15 protein-coding genes are annotated in these 15,060 nt (G+C 74.7%); 12 read left to right on the top strand and 3 right to left on the bottom strand.

Annotated features, from left to right (window positions below; genetic code table 11):
* The first annotated feature begins 155 nt into the window (after positions 1 to 155).
* Positions 156 to 596, top strand: coding sequence for a hypothetical protein (locus ACFT41_RS03690; protein ID WP_377585585.1), 441 nt, complete (start codon positions 156 to 158; stop codon positions 594 to 596).
* On the opposite strand, the gene ACFT41_RS03685 is transcribed toward ACFT41_RS03690, so the two are convergent.
* Complete coding sequence (locus ACFT41_RS03685) at positions 586 to 3,147, bottom strand: LuxR C-terminal-related transcriptional regulator (protein WP_377585583.1); 2,562 nt, start codon at positions 3,145 to 3,147, stop codon at positions 586 to 588. The two genes, ACFT41_RS03690 and ACFT41_RS03685, sit on opposite strands and share 11 nt — an antisense overlap.
* Before the next feature lie 115 nt (positions 3,148 to 3,262).
* On the opposite strand from ACFT41_RS03685, the gene ACFT41_RS03680 reads away from it, so the two are divergent.
* The gene (locus tag ACFT41_RS03680) at positions 3,263 to 3,754 is read left to right on the top strand and encodes a hypothetical protein (protein ID WP_377585580.1); all 492 of its coding nucleotides are present in this window, start codon (positions 3,263 to 3,265) and stop codon (positions 3,752 to 3,754) included.
* Between the two features lie 108 nt (positions 3,755 to 3,862).
* On the opposite strand, the gene ACFT41_RS03675 is transcribed toward ACFT41_RS03680, so the two are convergent.
* On the bottom strand, positions 3,863 to 5,209 hold the full coding sequence (locus tag ACFT41_RS03675) for a hypothetical protein (RefSeq protein ID WP_377585578.1): 1,347 nt from the start codon (positions 5,207 to 5,209) through the stop codon (positions 3,863 to 3,865).
* Entirely contained in the window at positions 5,206 to 6,255 is a 1,050-nt protein-coding gene (locus tag ACFT41_RS03670) for an NAD-dependent epimerase/dehydratase family protein (protein WP_377585575.1), read from the bottom strand. The genes ACFT41_RS03675 and ACFT41_RS03670 overlap by 4 nt, the downstream gene beginning before the upstream one ends.
* 152 nt (positions 6,256 to 6,407) lie before the next feature.
* On the opposite strand from ACFT41_RS03670, the gene ACFT41_RS03665 reads away from it, so the two are divergent.
* From ACFT41_RS03665 to ACFT41_RS03620, 10 genes are all read left to right on the top strand, one after another.
* Complete coding sequence (locus ACFT41_RS03665) at positions 6,408 to 7,067, top strand: glycosyltransferase family 2 protein (RefSeq protein ID WP_377585573.1); 660 nt, start codon at positions 6,408 to 6,410, stop codon at positions 7,065 to 7,067.
* On the top strand, positions 7,064 to 7,723 hold the full coding sequence (locus ACFT41_RS03660; protein WP_377585570.1) for a TIGR04282 family arsenosugar biosynthesis glycosyltransferase: 660 nt from the start codon (positions 7,064 to 7,066) through the stop codon (positions 7,721 to 7,723). Before ACFT41_RS03665 ends, ACFT41_RS03660 begins: the two co-directional genes overlap by 4 nt.
* Positions 7,720 to 8,361: a class I SAM-dependent methyltransferase gene (locus tag ACFT41_RS03655; protein ID WP_377585567.1), complete on the top strand. Its 642-nt coding sequence runs from the start codon at positions 7,720 to 7,722 to the stop codon at positions 8,359 to 8,361. Before ACFT41_RS03660 ends, ACFT41_RS03655 begins: the two co-directional genes overlap by 4 nt.
* Positions 8,358 to 9,572 carry a molybdopterin-dependent oxidoreductase gene (locus ACFT41_RS03650; protein WP_377585564.1) on the top strand — a complete coding sequence of 405 codons (1,215 nt, stop codon included), beginning with the start codon at positions 8,358 to 8,360 and terminating at the stop codon, positions 9,570 to 9,572. Before ACFT41_RS03655 ends, ACFT41_RS03650 begins: the two co-directional genes overlap by 4 nt.
* The gene (locus ACFT41_RS03645; RefSeq protein WP_377585562.1) at positions 9,569 to 10,033 is read left to right on the top strand and encodes a hypothetical protein; all 465 of its coding nucleotides are present in this window, start codon (positions 9,569 to 9,571) and stop codon (positions 10,031 to 10,033) included. Before ACFT41_RS03650 ends, ACFT41_RS03645 begins: the two co-directional genes overlap by 4 nt.
* A 10-nt stretch (positions 10,034 to 10,043) precedes the next feature.
* A complete protein-coding gene (locus ACFT41_RS03640) occupies positions 10,044 to 10,754 on the top strand; it encodes a response regulator transcription factor (RefSeq protein ID WP_377585559.1) in 711 nt (236 codons plus the stop codon).
* Positions 10,751 to 11,767: a sensor histidine kinase gene (locus tag ACFT41_RS03635; protein ID WP_377585556.1), complete on the top strand. Its 1,017-nt coding sequence runs from the start codon at positions 10,751 to 10,753 to the stop codon at positions 11,765 to 11,767. The genes ACFT41_RS03640 and ACFT41_RS03635 overlap by 4 nt, the downstream gene beginning before the upstream one ends.
* Before the next feature lie 183 nt (positions 11,768 to 11,950).
* Positions 11,951 to 12,751, top strand: coding sequence for a (Fe-S)-binding protein (locus tag ACFT41_RS03630; RefSeq protein ID WP_377585690.1), 801 nt, complete (start codon positions 11,951 to 11,953; stop codon positions 12,749 to 12,751).
* Between the two features lie 17 nt (positions 12,752 to 12,768).
* Positions 12,769 to 14,178 carry a lactate utilization protein B gene (locus ACFT41_RS03625; RefSeq protein ID WP_377585687.1) on the top strand — a complete coding sequence of 470 codons (1,410 nt, stop codon included), beginning with the start codon at positions 12,769 to 12,771 and terminating at the stop codon, positions 14,176 to 14,178.
* The gene (locus ACFT41_RS03620; protein ID WP_377585553.1) at positions 14,175 to 14,777 is read left to right on the top strand and encodes a lactate utilization protein C; all 603 of its coding nucleotides are present in this window, start codon (positions 14,175 to 14,177) and stop codon (positions 14,775 to 14,777) included. The genes ACFT41_RS03625 and ACFT41_RS03620 overlap by 4 nt, the downstream gene beginning before the upstream one ends.
* Positions 14,778 to 15,060 lie beyond the last annotated feature (283 nt).

The raw sequence follows: 15,060 nt of genomic DNA, 5'->3' as shown, positions 1-15,060 counted from the left end.
TGAAGCTCGCCGCCCGGTGTGAGTAGTGAGTACTCATTGTCCGCAACGAAGGCCGGGCCGAGACTCCGGAGCGACAGACCGACAGTAATCCCATCAGCGAAACATCCACCAGGAGTGGGCCGGATGCCCAACTCCAGAAACCTGTTAGGAAGCCCGTGCGCGCTACGCCTCGCCTCGCCCTCCTCGTCACGTTCTCGCTGGCTCTCCTGCCCGGCTGCGGTGCCACCGGCACCGACGACCGGCCGACCGCCTCCGTCGACGCCGGCTCCGCTGCCGCCGCCGGTGACGGCGCCGCGCCGGACACCGTCGCGGCCGAACGGCCGGAAGGCCTGGCCGACTACCTTCCGGTGCCGCCGGGAAAGCTGGTCAGTGCCAAACCGGAGACGAGCGCCTGGGAGTACGTCTACGGCGACATCTCCAGCGACGACGCCCGCAGCTTCGCCGACTGGTTCACCCAGAACGACTTCGACTCGAAGGTGCACGTCGACAGCGGCGGCAAGGAACAGTGGTACTTCCAGGGCGCCCGTCACGCGGTGAAGCTGGAACACACCCACGCCGACGACCGGCTGCGCTACTGGGTCGACGTCATGAGCTGACCCCGCGCGTCGGGCCCGCCGGCTCGGGCCCCACCGCCTGTCGGGAAGCGAGGCCGAGGGCGTCGGGTAGCTCGTCGCGCCCGCGTACGCCGAGCTTGCGGAAGATGCGGGCCAGGTGGTTGTCGACCGTACGCACGGACAAGCCGAGCGACTCGGCGATCTCCCGGCTGCGCACCCGACGGGCCGCGAGCTCGGCGATCTCGAGTTCACGGCCCGTCAACGCGTCGGCCTCGTCGGGAGCGGGCCAGCGGGCGCATCCGGTCGTGGAGGCGATGGCCACCGCGCGCCGTCGCAACCGCCTGGCCCGCTCGCCGGCCCCGGGCCTCGCCGCCAGCTCCGCCGCGCTGGCCGCCGCGTGTGCCGCCCGGCCGGGCATCCCCACGGTCAGCAACTCCTCGGCGCACTCCGTCACGAGATCCACCCGGCGCTCCACCAGGGCCCCCGCCCGGCGGGCCAGGAGCCGGTACAGGGCGGACACCCCCGCGTACGCGCCGAGCAGCGCTGCGACCTCCTCGGTCGGCCGGACCATGCACGCCTCGTCGAGGGCCAGCACGCCGAGGTGGACGTTGTGGGCGGCGATCGCCGCCTCACCCGCCAGCCGGAGCGTCTCGTGCGCCGCCTGCCGGTCGCGGTGGCGCAACTGCCGCTCCGCCTCGACCCGCGCCAGGTGCAGGGCCACCTTCGGGTCGGCGCGTTCCTCCGGGGTGCACTGACCGGCCAGTTCCCCGGCGAGGGTGATCCTGCCCCGGCGCGCGAGCACGGCCGCCCGTAGGGCCCGGGCGGCCGGCCGCAGGCCCGTGAAGTCCCGCCACGCCAGGTGACGCATCGCCCGGGCGGACATGGCGTCGGCGTGGGCCGTCCGCCCGGCGTGCAACGCCAGCTCGGCCGTGCCGAACTCCCACATGCCCAGGGCCGGGTCGGCGCTGCGGGCCGCCGCGTCGCGATAGCCGAGGGCGAACTCCTCGGCCCCGCTGAGGTTCCCGCCAAAGGCCATGGACAGGTACACCGACAGGCGCAGCAGGTCCCCGGCGAACGGCGGGGCGATGTCGGTGGCGGCGAGCGCCTCCAACCCGGACACCACATGGCGTTCCGTCTCACCGAGCGGGCCAGCCGTGGTCGAGATCATGGCCGCGATGACCGCCTCGTTGACCCGGACCGCCGCGTGCGGTGCCACCGGCCGCACGCCGGCGGTCTCGGCGGGGAGGCCGGCCATCAGGCGCCATTTGATCAGGTCAGCGGCCAGCACCGGGCGCCACGACGGGTCGGTGACGGACGCGGCGATCCGGGTGACCTCCTCGACGGCGGTCGCCGGATCGGCCCTGCGGACCGCATGCAGCAACCCGATCTGCTGCCCCACCCGTACCCGGACGCGGTCGTCGCCGGCCAGGGCGAGCGCGGAGTGCAACGCCTCCGTCGCCGCCGGATGGTCGCCCTGTTCGGAATGGGCGGCCCCCAGGACGAGCTGGGTGTCCGCGAGGCCGGCGTCGGCGAACCGGGCGAGTTGGAGCGCCCGGTCGGGGGCGCGTGCGCTGAGTGCCCGCCCGGCGGCGGCGAGGGCGACCGCGGGATCGATCCGTCGACCCGCCCGGGCGGCGAGCAGGACGGCGTCGGCCTCCCACCCGTCGCGGTCACGGACCAACGCGGCGGCCTCGCCGCAGTACCGGGCATGAAGCTGGGGGCTCATCGCGGCCCGGAGCACGTCGTCGAGGAGCGGATCGGCCAACCGCACGGCGGCCCCGGCGACCTCGACGAACCCGTCGGACTCCGCCGGCTCCAGTGCCGTCGGATCCACGACCTCGACCGGCAGCGCCGACGCGACCGCGAGCAGGTCGAGCAGACGCCGTGGGCCGGTGCCCGGGTCGGGCAGCTCCGGTGCCACCAGCTCCCGCAGCCGGAGCGACACCCGCACCGGGCCGAGCTCGATACCGGCGTCGGTGCGTACCGCCGAGTCGGCTGCGGCGCGGAGCATCTCGGCCGCCCGGCCGGGGTTGCCGAGGGCGTGGGTCACGAGCACCGCCGCGGAGGGCGCGGCGAGTTCGTCGCCGAGGATGTCGGTGGCCAGGCTGAGCAGGTCGTCGGCCCCGAGCGGACCGAGTGCCTCGATGTGCCACCCCGCCGGGCCGGTGTCCCGCGCCGGCCTGGGCAGGTCCGCCAGCCCCGGAGCGGTCACGACGACCCGCGCCCGGGCCCGGGCGAGCTGGCCCAGCAGGACCACCGATGCGCGGTCGAGCCGGTCGGCGTCGTCGACGGCGACGATCCGCCGCTGGGCGGTCACGATGCCGGGAAGGCGGGTGTACACCTCGAGCGGATCCGCGCCGCGCAGTCCCACGGCGGCCACGAGGGGGGCGAACGCGGCCAGCGGCACCGCGGCCTCCGCGTCGCTGCCCTCCAGCACACTGACATCGGCGCCGTCCGCGTCGAGCCCTGCGACGACGGCCCGCAGGACGCGCGTCCGGCCGGAGCCCTGCGGCCCCAGGACGGCCGCACAGCGGCCCGCGGCGACGGCCGCGCGCAGGTTCGACAGTGCCTGGCGGCGACCGATCGGGATCACCTGCGCCAGGGTAGTGACCGTGCCGGCTCCGGGGAGTCGGCCATGAGTAGGGAGTACTCATCGCGCTTCGGTCAGTCGGGCAGCACGATGGCGGCGTCGATCAGGAAGGAAAACCATGACCCGCCGATTTGTTCTCCTCAGTCTCGCCCTGGTATCGAGCGTGCTGCTGACCGGATGCGGTTCCGTCACCATCCCGATCCCCACCGGGGACGGTGGCACCGTCGAGGTCGACACGAACGGCGACGGTGGAGTCACCCTCAACGGCGACGAGGGGTCGGTCACCACAGGTTCCGGCCTGCCCAAGGGGTTCCCGGCAGACGAGGTGCCGGTGCTCGAGGGGCGTGTCACCGGGGCGGTGGCGATCAAGCAGGCCGACGGCACCCAGGGCTACACGTTCAGCGTCGTCGTCGACGACGACGTCACCTCGGCCGCGGACAAGGCGAGCGGCCTGCTGACCGACGCGGGCTACGAGCTGGAGAACTCGTTGGAGAGCCCGGAGTCGGTGGTCCGGTCGTTGAGCTCCGACGTCTGGATGGTGGTCATCACCGTGGCTGCCGTCGACCAGGGCAGCGGCGTCAACTACGCGGTCGCCACCCACCAGCGGTGACGCGGACGCGTGCGTCGTCGACCGGCCGGGCAACCCGTCGGCCACACCGGCCCGCCTTGCCCCGAGCACGGTGAAGCGCGGACCGGCGACGGCCGGCACGCGGTGCGCCTACCAGGTCGTCAGAAGCAGGTGATTGACCGTGAGGGCCACACCTGCCTGCACGGCGAGCCACGTGCGGCGGTCGGCGGGTGGGATCAGGGCCGCTCCCGCCAGGAGCCATGCGGTGAAGGGCAGCCAGATGCGTTCGACCTCGGCCTTGCTGTAGCCGGACAGGTCCGCGGCGACGATCGCCACCGCAGCGGCGAGGGTCAGCAGCCAGGCGGCGTGCTCCGCACCCGGGCGTCGGGGCGGAGCGGCCCGCCAACCGGCCAGCACCGCGCGGCGAAGCATCACGGCCGCCGCGGGGCCGGCGGCGACGACCACGAGCGCGAGGTCGGCCCAGACCCAGTAGCCGTACGCGCGATCAGCGGCGATGCCCTGGTAGTAGCGCTCGACGACGAGGCGGTAGCCGGTGGGCCAGCAGAAGCCGGCTGCCGTGAACGCGGCCACGACCGGCGCCGCCCCGGCGAACGCCCAGCCCACGGTGCGCCGGTGCCGACCGGCCAGCACGACGACCGCCAGGGCGACCGGGGCCAACAGGACGAGCCCGTAGGAGAGGTAGCAGCCGAAGGCCAGCAGGGTACCGCCGGCGACCGCCCCTGCGGCACGCCCCCGGGTGACGCCGTGCGCCAGCAGGGCGACGCCGGTGGCGGTCACCCCGGCGAAGAGCCCGTCGGCCGACACCCCGGACCAGACCGCCCCGGGGAACAGCACCGCGAACGGCAGCACGGCACGGGCCGCCTCGCCGGTGCCGAGCAGCCGTACGGTGTGCGGCACGGCTACGGCGACGAGCGCCGCAGTCAGGACGCACAGCACACCGGCCCAGCCGCCGCCGCCCAGCCCGACCCGGTCGAGCCAGACGAAGACGAGCAGTGCTCCCGGCGGATGACCGGACACGTGGGTGGTCCAGGAGTCCGGCTGGAAGTCGAGGATCCGGGTGGTGAATCCGCCCAGCATGGCGGGGATGTCGGTGACGCCGGGAACCTCGTGCAGGTATTCGTGGACGGTGGTCAGCCGACCGGCGATGCCGCGCTGCCAGCCGTCGACCAGGGCGAGCGACAGCGTCCAGGCCACCGCGGTGGCGTAGGACAGCGCGAGCAGCGGCCGCCAGGGCAGCCGGGCGGCCAGCGCGGGCCCGCGCCACCAGACCAGCACGGCCACCAGCAGGGCCGCCGGTGTGCCGGGGCCGACGTGCGGCAGCCAGTGCGCGGACAGCGGAGCGGCGCTGGCGTACACCGGGCGTCCCAGCAGATAGAGCACGCCGCCGGTGACGGCGGCCGCCGCGAACAGGCCGCACGCGGCAGCGGCAGCGATCAGGTCGGCTCGCGCCGGACGGTTCGGCGGCCCGCCGTTCATCCGCGCAGCGGCGCGTGGGCGAACTCCGCGATCCCGTCGGCGAGTCCCACGGCGGCCCGGAAGCCGAGTTCGGTCGCGGCCCGCGCGGGCGAGGCGACCACGTGCCGCACGTCGCCGAGCCGGAACTCGCCGGTGACCACCGGCAGGGGCCCGTCGGCGGCCCGCGCGAGCTCCGTGGCCAGCTGGCCGATGGTGGCCGGGCGACCGGAGGCGACGTTGTACGCCCGCCAGCCGGTGCGCGTGCCGGTCGCCTCCAACGCGGCGAGGTTGGCCGCCGCCACGTCGCGGACGTGCACGAAGTCGCGGCGCTGGCCGCCGTCCTCGAACACCCGCGGCGCCTGCCCGGCCTCCAGCGCGGACCGGAAGATCGCCGCGACCCCGCTGTACGGTGTGTCGCGGGGCATGCCGGGCCCGTAGACGTTGTGGTAGCGCAGCGCCACGACGGTGCCGCCGGTCTGCCGGGCCCAGGCCGCCGTGAGGTGCTCCTGGGCGACCTTCGTCGCGGCGTACACGCTGCGCGGATCCAGCGGAGCCTCCTCGTCGACCAGCCCCGGGGTGACGGCGGCACCGCAGCTCGTGCAGGCCGGCTCGAAGTGACCGGCGGCCAGGTCGGCGACGCTTCGCGGCGCGGGGCGGACCGCACCGTGCCCGGCGCAGGCGTAGGCACCCTCGCCGTAGACGACCATGGAGCTGGCGAGCACGAGCCGGTGGACGCCCGCGCGGGCCATCGCGGCGAGCAGGACCGCGGTGCCGAGGTCGTTGCAGCCGACGTACTCGGGCAGGTCGTCCAGGTCGACGCCGAGCCCCACCATGGCCGCCTGGTGGACCACCGCGTCGACGCCGGCCAGGACGCCGGCGACGGCGGGCCGGTCGCGCAGGTCGAGCCGGACGAGCGGGGCTCCCGCCACGGTGTCCGGCAGCGGCAGGCGGTGCGCGCCGGGATGGCCGGCGTCCACGACGGTCACGCGGTGGCCGGCGTCGTGCAGGGCGGTCACGACGTGGGTTCCGATGAATCCGGCACCGCCGGTAACGAGTACGTGAGTCACGGCGCCGACGGTAGAGCCGGGACGCGGCCACGCGCTCCGGCCACGACCTACCGTCAGTGGTTCGTAAGAACTCGGACCGGGTCACCGTTCCGTAAGACTCTGTCACCGCCAGGTAAGGATTTCCGGGCGGATCGTGTCCTAGCGTCCGCGGCATGACCGATGTGGTTCTTCCCTGCCGCAACGAGGCCCCGGCCCTGCCCGACCTGTTGGCCCGGATGCCGGCCGGCTACCGGCCGATCGTGGTGGACAACGGCTCGACCGACGGCTCGGCGGCGGTGGCCCGCGCCTGCGGCGCCGAGGTGATCAGTGTGGCCGAGCCCGGGTACGGCGCCGCCGTGCACGCCGGGGTCCTGGCAGCCGACCCCGTCGACGGCGTGGTGTGCGTGATGGACGCCGACGGGTCCTTCGACCCGGCGCAGCTGCCCCGGCTGGCCGATCCCGTCCGCGCCGGCGAGGCGCACCTGGGCACGGGCCGGCGCCGCCCGGCCGCGCGCGGGGTGTGGCCGCTGCACGCCCGGGCCGCCAACGCCGTCCTGGCCCACCGGCTGCGCCGCACGACGGGCCTCGACATCCACGACATCGGTCCGATCCGGGCCGTGCGCCGCGCCGACCTGCTGGCGCTGGGGCTGCGCGACCGCCGCTTCGGCTACCCGCTGGAACTGATGATCGCGGCAGGCCGGGCCGGCTGGCGGGTGGTCGAGGTCGACGTCGACTACCACCCACGGGCAGCCGGCACCCGCTCGAAGGTGACCGGCACCCTGCTCGGCACCGCCCGCGCCGTCCGGGACATGAGTGCGGTGCTGGCCCGGTGAGCGTCCCTCAGATCCTGGTGCTGGCCAAGACGCCGGAACCCGGCCGGGTCAAGACGCGCCTCTGCCCGCCCTGCACCCCCGCACAGGCGGCCCGGATCGCCGCGGCCGCCCTGGCCGACACCCTCGACGCCGTCGCCACGGCCACGGTCGGCACGCGGGTCCTGGCCGTCGACGGCGACCACCCGGCCCCGCCGGGCTGGGAGCGGCTCGCCCAGCGCGGCGGCCCGCTCAGCGACCGCCTCGCCGACGCGTTCGCCGACAGCCGCACGGCGGGCACGGCCACCCTGCTGATCGGCATGGACACCCCGCAGCTCACCGTCGCGCACCTCGACACCGCCGTGGGGCTGCTCGGCACGGCGGACGGGCCGGACGCGGTGCTCGGGCCCGCCGACGACGGCGGCTGGTGGGCGCTGGGCCTGCGCGAGCCCGGTCACGCCGAGGTCCTGCGCGCGATCCCGACCTCCACGGCGAGCACCGGACAGCTCACCCTGGCCGCGTTGCGCCGTCGGGGCCTGCGGGTCCACCTGTTGCCCCGCCTGCGTGACGTGGACACCGCGGCCGACGCCCACGCCGTGGCCGCGCTGTGCCCGGCGGGCAGCCGGTTCGCCGTCGCCGTCGCCGCCGAGGTGCCGTCACCGGCGGCGGTCGGCCGGTGAACGCCGTCGCGGTCTTCGACGCCGTGTTCGACCAGGCGGCATCCGGCGTCCCCGCCGCGTTCACGGCCCGGCACCCGAGCGGCGGCGTGCTCCGCTTCGACCCGGCCGTCTGGTGCCGGGACACGACCGACGGGGACACGACGCTGCTCGATCGCTGCACCGGCCCCACCCTCGACGTCGGCTGCGGTCCCGGCCGGCTCACCGGTGCGCTGATCGGCGCCGGACGGCCGGCCCTCGGCATCGACATCAGCGCCACCGCCGTCCGCCTGGCCCGTCGCCGCGGCGCGGTCGCGCTGCAACGCGACGTCTTCGACCCGGTGCCGGGCACCGGCCGCTGGCGGCATCTGCTGCTGGCCGACGGCAACGTCGGCATCGGTGGTGACCCGCACCGGCTGCTACGCCGCTGCCGCCGGCTGCTGGCGGCCGACGGCCACCTGCACGCCGAGCTCGCGCCACCCGGCACGCCCGCCTGGTCCGGCACGGCCACGGTGCAGACCCCGGGCGGCGTCGGCAGCCCCCTGCGCTGGGCCTGCGTACCCCTCGACGAGCTGCCCGCGCTGGCCGAGGGCACGGCGATGCGCATCCTCGACACCTGGACGGCGGCGGGCCGATGGTTCGCCACCCTCATCCCCGGGTGAACGGCCGCCCGACGGGCCTGCGGCGGCTCGCCCGATGGTGGTCGACGCCGCTGCCGGCACCGCCCGTGGCACTGCGGCGAGGACCGCTGCGCCCCGGCAGGTTTCCGGCCCGGTTGCGGTCGACGCGGCTGACCAGCCAGCTCGGCGTCGCGCTCGGCGCGGCGTTCGCCGTCTGCTTCCTCACCGGGCTGCTCAGCCACCTGATCCAGCACCCGCCGGGCTGGTTTTGGTGGCCGGCCCGCCCGGTGGGGCTCTACCGGTTCACCCAAGGCCTGCACGTGGCGACCGGGCTCGCCACGGTGCCGCTGCTCGGCGCCAAGTTGTGGTCGGTCTATCCACACCTGTTCACCTGGCCGCCGGTCCGTTCGATCGGCCACGCGATCGAACGGGCCAGCGTCGGCGTGCTGGTCGCGGCGGCGCTGTTCCAGGTGATCGGCGGTGTGCTGAACGTCTCCCGCTGGTACGCGCCGATGCCGTTCTTCTTCACCGCCGGGCACTACTGGGTGGCGTGGCTGGCGGTCGGCGCGCTGCTGGTGCACATCGGCGTACAACTGCCGACCGTGCGCGACGCGCTCACCCGCACCACCGCCGAGCCGGCGCCGGGCCGGCTGAGCCGGCGCGGGCTGCTCGGTGGCGTCGCCGCCGCGGCCGGGCTGATCACCCTGACCACGGTGGGGCAGACCGTCCGGCCGCTGTCCGGCCTGGCGGTGCTCGCCCCCCGCCGGCCGGGCGTGGGGTCGCAGGGGCTGCCGGTCAACAAGACCGCGGACAACGCCGGGGTACGCGCCCCGGCGCTGGACCCGTCGTACCGGCTGACGGTCGTCGGCCCCGCCGGGCACGCCGACCTGGATCTCGCCGCCCTGCACGCCTTCGCGCAGCACACCGCGCACCTGCCGATCGCCTGTGTGGAGGGGTGGAGCGCCACCGGGCGGTGGACCGGGGTGCGGCTGCGTGACCTGGTGGCCCTCGTGGGCGTCGACCCGGACCACGCGGTCGTCCTCGTCGAGTCGCTGGAGGCGGGCGGCCGGTACCGCGCGTCGACCGTCGCGCCGCCGCACGTCCGTGACCCGCTGACGCTGATCGCTCTGCGGCTGGGCGGTGAACCCCTGCACCTCGACCACGGCTACCCGGCACGGTTGATCGCCCCGAACCGGCCCGGCGTGCTGCAGACCAAGTGGGTTGGAAGGATCACCGTGCGGGAGTCGCCATGAGGATCCGGACGGCGCTCGCCGCCGTGGGCGTCCTGCTGATGGGGTACGCCGCCGTGGGCGGCATCGCCGACCCCGACCTGAAGCCCGGCGGTGTGCTGCTCTTCCTGGCCGGTGTGCTGGTCGGTCACGACGTCGTCTGGATGGCCGTGCTGCTGGCCGCCGGCGCCGCGATCGCCCGGTTCGTCCCGCACCGTCATCGGCTCGTGGCGCGCGCCGCCGCGGTCAGCGCAGCCGCGATCACCGTCGTGGCGTTGCCGCTCGTCCTCGGCTTCGGCCGGCCCTCCGACAACCCGTCGGTGCTGCCGCTGCCGTACGGGCGCAATCTCGCCGCCGTCCTGCTCCTCGTCGCCGGCGCGACACTGGTGACGTGCCTGGCGGCTGACCGGCGACGCCGGTCAGCGGCGGGCCGTAAGCAAACCGAAAGACCTGGCGGAAGCGGCCCGCCGCCGGCTGGTCGGTAGCGTGGCCGGGATGGGACATCGGGTGTTGGTGGTCGACGACGACCCCACGGTCAGCGACGTCGTGCGGCGCTACCTGGAACAGGACGGCTGCGAGGTCCGGCTGGCCGCCGACGGTGCCGACGGCCTCGCGGCGATCGCCGGCTACCGGCCCGATCTCGTGGTGCTCGATCTCATGATGCCCGGCATCGACGGCCTTGAGGTGTGCCGCCGGATCCGCAGGCAGCTGCCGAACCTGCCGGTGATCATGCTGACCGCCCTCGGCGAGGAGGCCGACCGTGTCCTGGGGCTGGAGGTCGGCGCCGACGACTACGTGACCAAGCCGTTCTCCCCCCGCGAACTCGTGCTCCGGATCCGCTCGGTGCTGCGTCGCACCACCGGGCACACCACCGACCCGGCCGGCCGCACCAGGCTCGTCGACGCGGAACTGACCGTCGACACCGCCCGCCGCGTCGCCGAGCTGGACGGCGCGCCGCTGTCGCTGACCGTCCGGGAGTTCGATCTGCTGGCCTTCCTCATGCGCCACCCGGGACGCGCGTGGTCCCGCGGCGACCTGCTGGACAAGGTGTGGGGATGGCAGTTCGGTGACCAGTCGACGGTGACCGTCCACGTCCGCCGGCTGCGCGAGAAGGTCGAGAGGGAGCCGGCCGAACCGCGCCGTATCCGCACCGTCTGGGGCGTCGGCTACCGGTACGACCCGCTCGACGAGGGAGCCCTCCGGTGAAGGACATGCTGCTCATCGGGCTCTACGCCCTCGTCGCCGGAGGCGTCGTCGGGCTGGCCGGCGCCGGGACGCTACGGCTGCTGCGCGGCCGTTCGATCCTCGTCCACGTCCTGGTGCTGCTCACCGTCACCGTGCTCGCCGTGGTCGTCGGCGTCGCCACCGTCGCCCAGGCCATGTTCCTGTCCCCGCACGACCTGTGGGTCGTCCTCGTCACCGTGAGCGCCTCCGCGGTGATCAGCCTCGCCGTCGGCGCCGTCTTCGGCAGCCGGCTGGCCGCCTCCGCCGTCTGGGCACAGGCGGCCCGGGACCGGGAACGGCGGCTGGAGGCCGGACGGCGCGAACTCGTCGCCTGGGTGTCGCACGACCTGCGCACCCCACTCGCCGGGTTACGGGCGATGGCCGAAGCCCTCGAGGACGGCATCATCGGCGACCCGGCCACCATCGACGACTACCACCGGCGCATCCGGGTCGAGACCGACCGGATGACCCAGCTCGTCGACGACCTGTTCGAGCTGTCGCGGATCAACGCGGGCGCGCTGCGGCTCGCACCCACCACCGTGCCGCTGCGCGACGTCGTGTCCGACGCGATCGCCGGCGTCGCCCCGCTCGCCGCCCGCCGCAGGATCCACCTCGTCGCCGCGGACAACGGCTGGCCTCTCGTCCGGGCCGGCGAACGCGAACTCGCCCGCGTCGTCAGCAACCTGCTGATCAATTCCGTCCGGTACACCCCCGAGGACGGCACCGTGCACATCGCGGCCGGCCACGAACGCGACGACGTGTGGCTTGCCGTCTCCGACACCTGCGGCGGCATCCCGGAGGAGGACCTGGACCGGGTGTTCGACGTCGCCTTCCGTGGCGAACGCGCCCGCACCCCGGGAGCGGCCGGCTCCGGTGGTGGCGGCGGGCTCGGCCTCGCGATCGTGCGCGGTCTCGTCGAGGCCCACGGCGGCCGGGTCGACGTGCGCAACACCAGCCGCGGTTGCCAGTTCGAGGTACGTCTGCCCGCAGCCTGATCCCGCGCCGTCCGTCAGGCGCAGCAGCTCACGGGCCGGCACGTCGACACCGTGCACCTCGTCGGCGGCGGCACCGGGCCGGGCGAGGCCACGGCGCTGGGTAGCATCCTGGTGCGGGCGCGCATCGCCGGTGCCGTCGACGGCGACCTGGCGAGCCGCCGAGGACCGGATGGGCGGTTGAACATGCGGATCGGACTCTTCGTGACCTGCCTCGCCGACACGTTGTTCCCCGAGGCGGCCGCGGCGACGGTGCGGTTGCTGGAACGGCTCGGCCATGAGGTGGTGTTTCCGGAGGACCAGACGTGTTGCGGGCAGATGCACGTCAACACCGGCTATCCGGACGAGGCGCTGCGACTGGTCCGCCGGCACGTGCGGGTCTTCGCCCCGTACGACGTGGTGGTGGCGCCCTCCGGGTCGTGCGTCGCGTCGGTGCGGCACCAGCATGCGATGGTGGCCCGCCGGGCCGGCGACGAACGGCTGGCCAGCCGGGCCGACGAGGTGGGCCGGCACACGTACGAGCTGTCCGAGTTCCTCGTCGACGTGCTGGGCGTGACCGAGGTGGGCGCCTACTACCCGCACCGGGTGACGTACCACCCGACCTGCCACTCGCTGCGGATACTGCGGGTGGGCGACCGGCCGCTCCGGCTGCTGCGGAAGGTGCGGGGGCTGGACCTGGTGGAGTTGCCGCAGGCGGAGCAGTGCTGTGGGTTCGGGGGCACGTTCGCGGTGAAGAACGCGGCCACGTCGACGGCGATGCTGGCGGACAAGATGGGCAACATCCTGGCGACCAGGGCCGACGTGTGCACGGCCGGAGACTCGTCGTGCCTCATGCACATCGGCGGTGGCCTGTCCCGGCTGAGAGCCGGGGTGCGCACGGTGCACCTGGCCGAGATCCTGGCCAGCACCCAAGGCTCGGAGCAGGCCGGTAAGACGGAAGACTCGGAGCAGGCCGGTGGGCAGGAGACGATGGGGGTGCGACCGTGACGCGGGCCTTCCTGGGCATGCCGACGACGGCGCCGCGCGGCGTCGGACACCTGCGCGGGGACGAGCCGTTCCCCGCGGCGGCCCGCCGGGCGTTGGGTGACGCGCAGTTGCGCCGCAACATGCGCCACGCCACCACGACGATCCGGGCCAAGTCCGCCGCGGTGATCGGCGAGGTGCCGGACTGGCCACACCTGCGGGCGGCCGGACGGGCGATCAAGACGGACACCATGGCCCGCCTCCCCGAACTGCTGGAGCAGCTGGAGGCGGCGGTCGGGCGGGCCGGCGGGACGGTGCACTGGGCGGCAGACGCGGTCGAGGCCAACCGGATCGTCACCGACCTGGTCCGGGCGGCCGGCGCCGACCGGGTGATGAAGGTCAAGTCGATGGCCACCCAGGAGATCGGCCTGAACGAGGCGCTGGAAGCGGCCGGGATCGAGCCGGTCGAGACCGACCTCGCCGAGCTGATCGTGCAGCTCGGCGACGACCGGCCGAGCCACATCCTGGTGCCGGCGATCCACCGCAACCGGGCCGAGATCCGGGGCATCTTCCTGCGGGCCATGCCGGGCGTCGACCCGGCGCTCACCGACGAGCCGGCGGCCCTGGCCGCCGCGGCGCGCCGGTACCTGCGGGAGACGTTCCTGAGCACCCGGGTCGCCGTGTCCGGGGCGAACTTCGCCGTCGCCGAGACCGGCACCCTCGCCGTCGTCGAGTCCGAGGGCAACGGGCGGATGTGCCTGACGCTGCCGGAGATCCTGATCACCGTCATGGGCATCGAGAAGGTCGTGCCCACCTGGCGCGACCTGGAGGTCTTCCTCCAACTGCTGCCCCGCGCGTCGACCGGGGAGCGGATGAACCCCTACACCTCGATGTGGACCGGCGTCGCCCCCGGCGACGGCCCGCAGGCGTTCCACCTGGTGCTGCTCGACAACGGCCGCAGCGCCGTGCTCGCCGACCCGGTCGGCCGGGAGGCGCTGCACTGCATCCGCTGCTCGGCCTGCCTCAACGTCTGCCCCGTCTACGAGCGCACCGGCGGGCACGCCTACGGGTCGGTCTATCCGGGGCCGATCGGGGCGGTGCTCTCCCCACAGCTCACCGGGGTCGCGGACAACGCCTCCCTGCCGTACGCGTCGTCGCTCTGCGGGGCCTGCTACGACGCCTGCCCCGTGCTGATCGACATCCCGTCCATCCTGGTCCACCTGCGCGGCCGGGCACCGCACCCGAAGGGCGAGGCGGCGGCGATGGCCGCCGCCGCGTACACGATGGACCACCCCGCGCTGTACGCCGCAGCGCAGCGCGCCGCGAAGCTGAGCCGGCTCGCCGGCCCGCGCGGGCGGGGCCTGCCACCGCCGTTGTCCGGCTGGACGGCCAGCCGCGACCTGCCGGAACCACCGCCGCGGACCTTCCGCCAGTGGTGGGCCGACCGATGACCGCACGGGACCTCATCCTCGGCCGCCTGCGGGCCGCGCTGGGCGGACCCGCGCCGGCACCGGCCGAGGTGCCCCGGGACTACCGGCCCGCCGGCGCCGTGGCCGCCGACCCGGACGTGCTCGCGGACCGGCTCACCGACTACCGGGCGACCGTGCACCGGTGCGCGGACTCCGACGTCGCCCGGGTCGTCGACGAGGTGCTCGGCGGCCGGCAGGTCGTGGTGCCGCCCGGCCTGCCCCCGCGCTGGCTGCCGCCCGGCGTCGCCGCCGTGGTGGACCACGACCTCGACGTCGGGCGAATCGCCGCGGTCGACGGCGCGGTCACCGCGGCGGCCGTGGCCGTCGCCGAGACCGGCACCATCGTGCTCGACGGGGCCCCGGACCAGGGCCGCCGGCTCATCACCCTGCTGCCCGACGTGCACGTGTGCGTGCTGCGGGCCGACCAGGTCGTCGCCACCGTGCCGGACGCCCTCACCCGCCTCGACCCGCACCGCCCGCTGACCTGGATCAGCGGGCCGTCGGCCACCAGCGACATCGAACTCGACCGGGTCGAGGGCGTCCACGGACCCCGCAACCTGCACGTGATCATCACGACCTGACGACCCGGTCCACGGCAACGGCCGGTCAGGTAGAGCCACTCCGCTTTCATCGCGCTTTCTGATCATGACCGAAAGGGTCTGACACGAAGGTCTCGGTCATCGGTCGCGGGTCACCGGGGCGGGACCGAGTCCTTCTCGCCGTGTCCCTGCGCGGCCGCGCGCCGGGCAGACCAGCTCGCCACCATGACCCTGACATCGGCATATCTCAAGACAAGAACCCTGCGGCACGGCGAGGCGAGCCGGACCCGTCCCGAGCGCGCCTGGCCAGCCGCAGCATCCTGCC

It is taken from the genome of Micromonospora sp. NPDC057141, from assembly GCF_042670805.1.
Classification (GTDB): Bacteria; Actinomycetota; Actinomycetes; order Mycobacteriales; family Micromonosporaceae; genus Micromonospora.
Note: the sequence above shows the minus strand (reverse complement) of the source record. Positions and strands in the feature narration are given on the sequence as shown.

What these genes read in the sequence shown, in the direction of transcription:
- ACFT41_RS03680 (WP_377585580.1), top strand. Translation starts at nt 3,263, where the DNA reads ATGACCCGCCGATTTGTTCTCCTCAGTCTCGCCCTGGTATCGAGCGTG.
- ACFT41_RS03675 (WP_377585578.1), bottom strand. Translation starts at nt 5,209, where the DNA reads ATGAACGGCGGGCCGCCGAACCGTCCGGCGCGAGCCGACCTGATCGCT.
- ACFT41_RS03665 (WP_377585573.1), top strand. Translation starts at nt 6,408, where the DNA reads ATGACCGATGTGGTTCTTCCCTGCCGCAACGAGGCCCCGGCCCTGCCC.
- ACFT41_RS03645 (WP_377585562.1), top strand. Translation starts at nt 9,569, where the DNA reads ATGAGGATCCGGACGGCGCTCGCCGCCGTGGGCGTCCTGCTGATGGGG.
- ACFT41_RS03640 (WP_377585559.1), top strand. Translation starts at nt 10,044, where the DNA reads ATGGGACATCGGGTGTTGGTGGTCGACGACGACCCCACGGTCAGCGAC.
- ACFT41_RS03630 (WP_377585690.1), top strand. Translation starts at nt 11,951, where the DNA reads ATGCGGATCGGACTCTTCGTGACCTGCCTCGCCGACACGTTGTTCCCC.
- ACFT41_RS03625 (WP_377585687.1), top strand. Translation starts at nt 12,769, where the DNA reads ATGCCGACGACGGCGCCGCGCGGCGTCGGACACCTGCGCGGGGACGAG.
- ACFT41_RS03620 (WP_377585553.1), top strand. Translation starts at nt 14,175, where the DNA reads ATGACCGCACGGGACCTCATCCTCGGCCGCCTGCGGGCCGCGCTGGGC.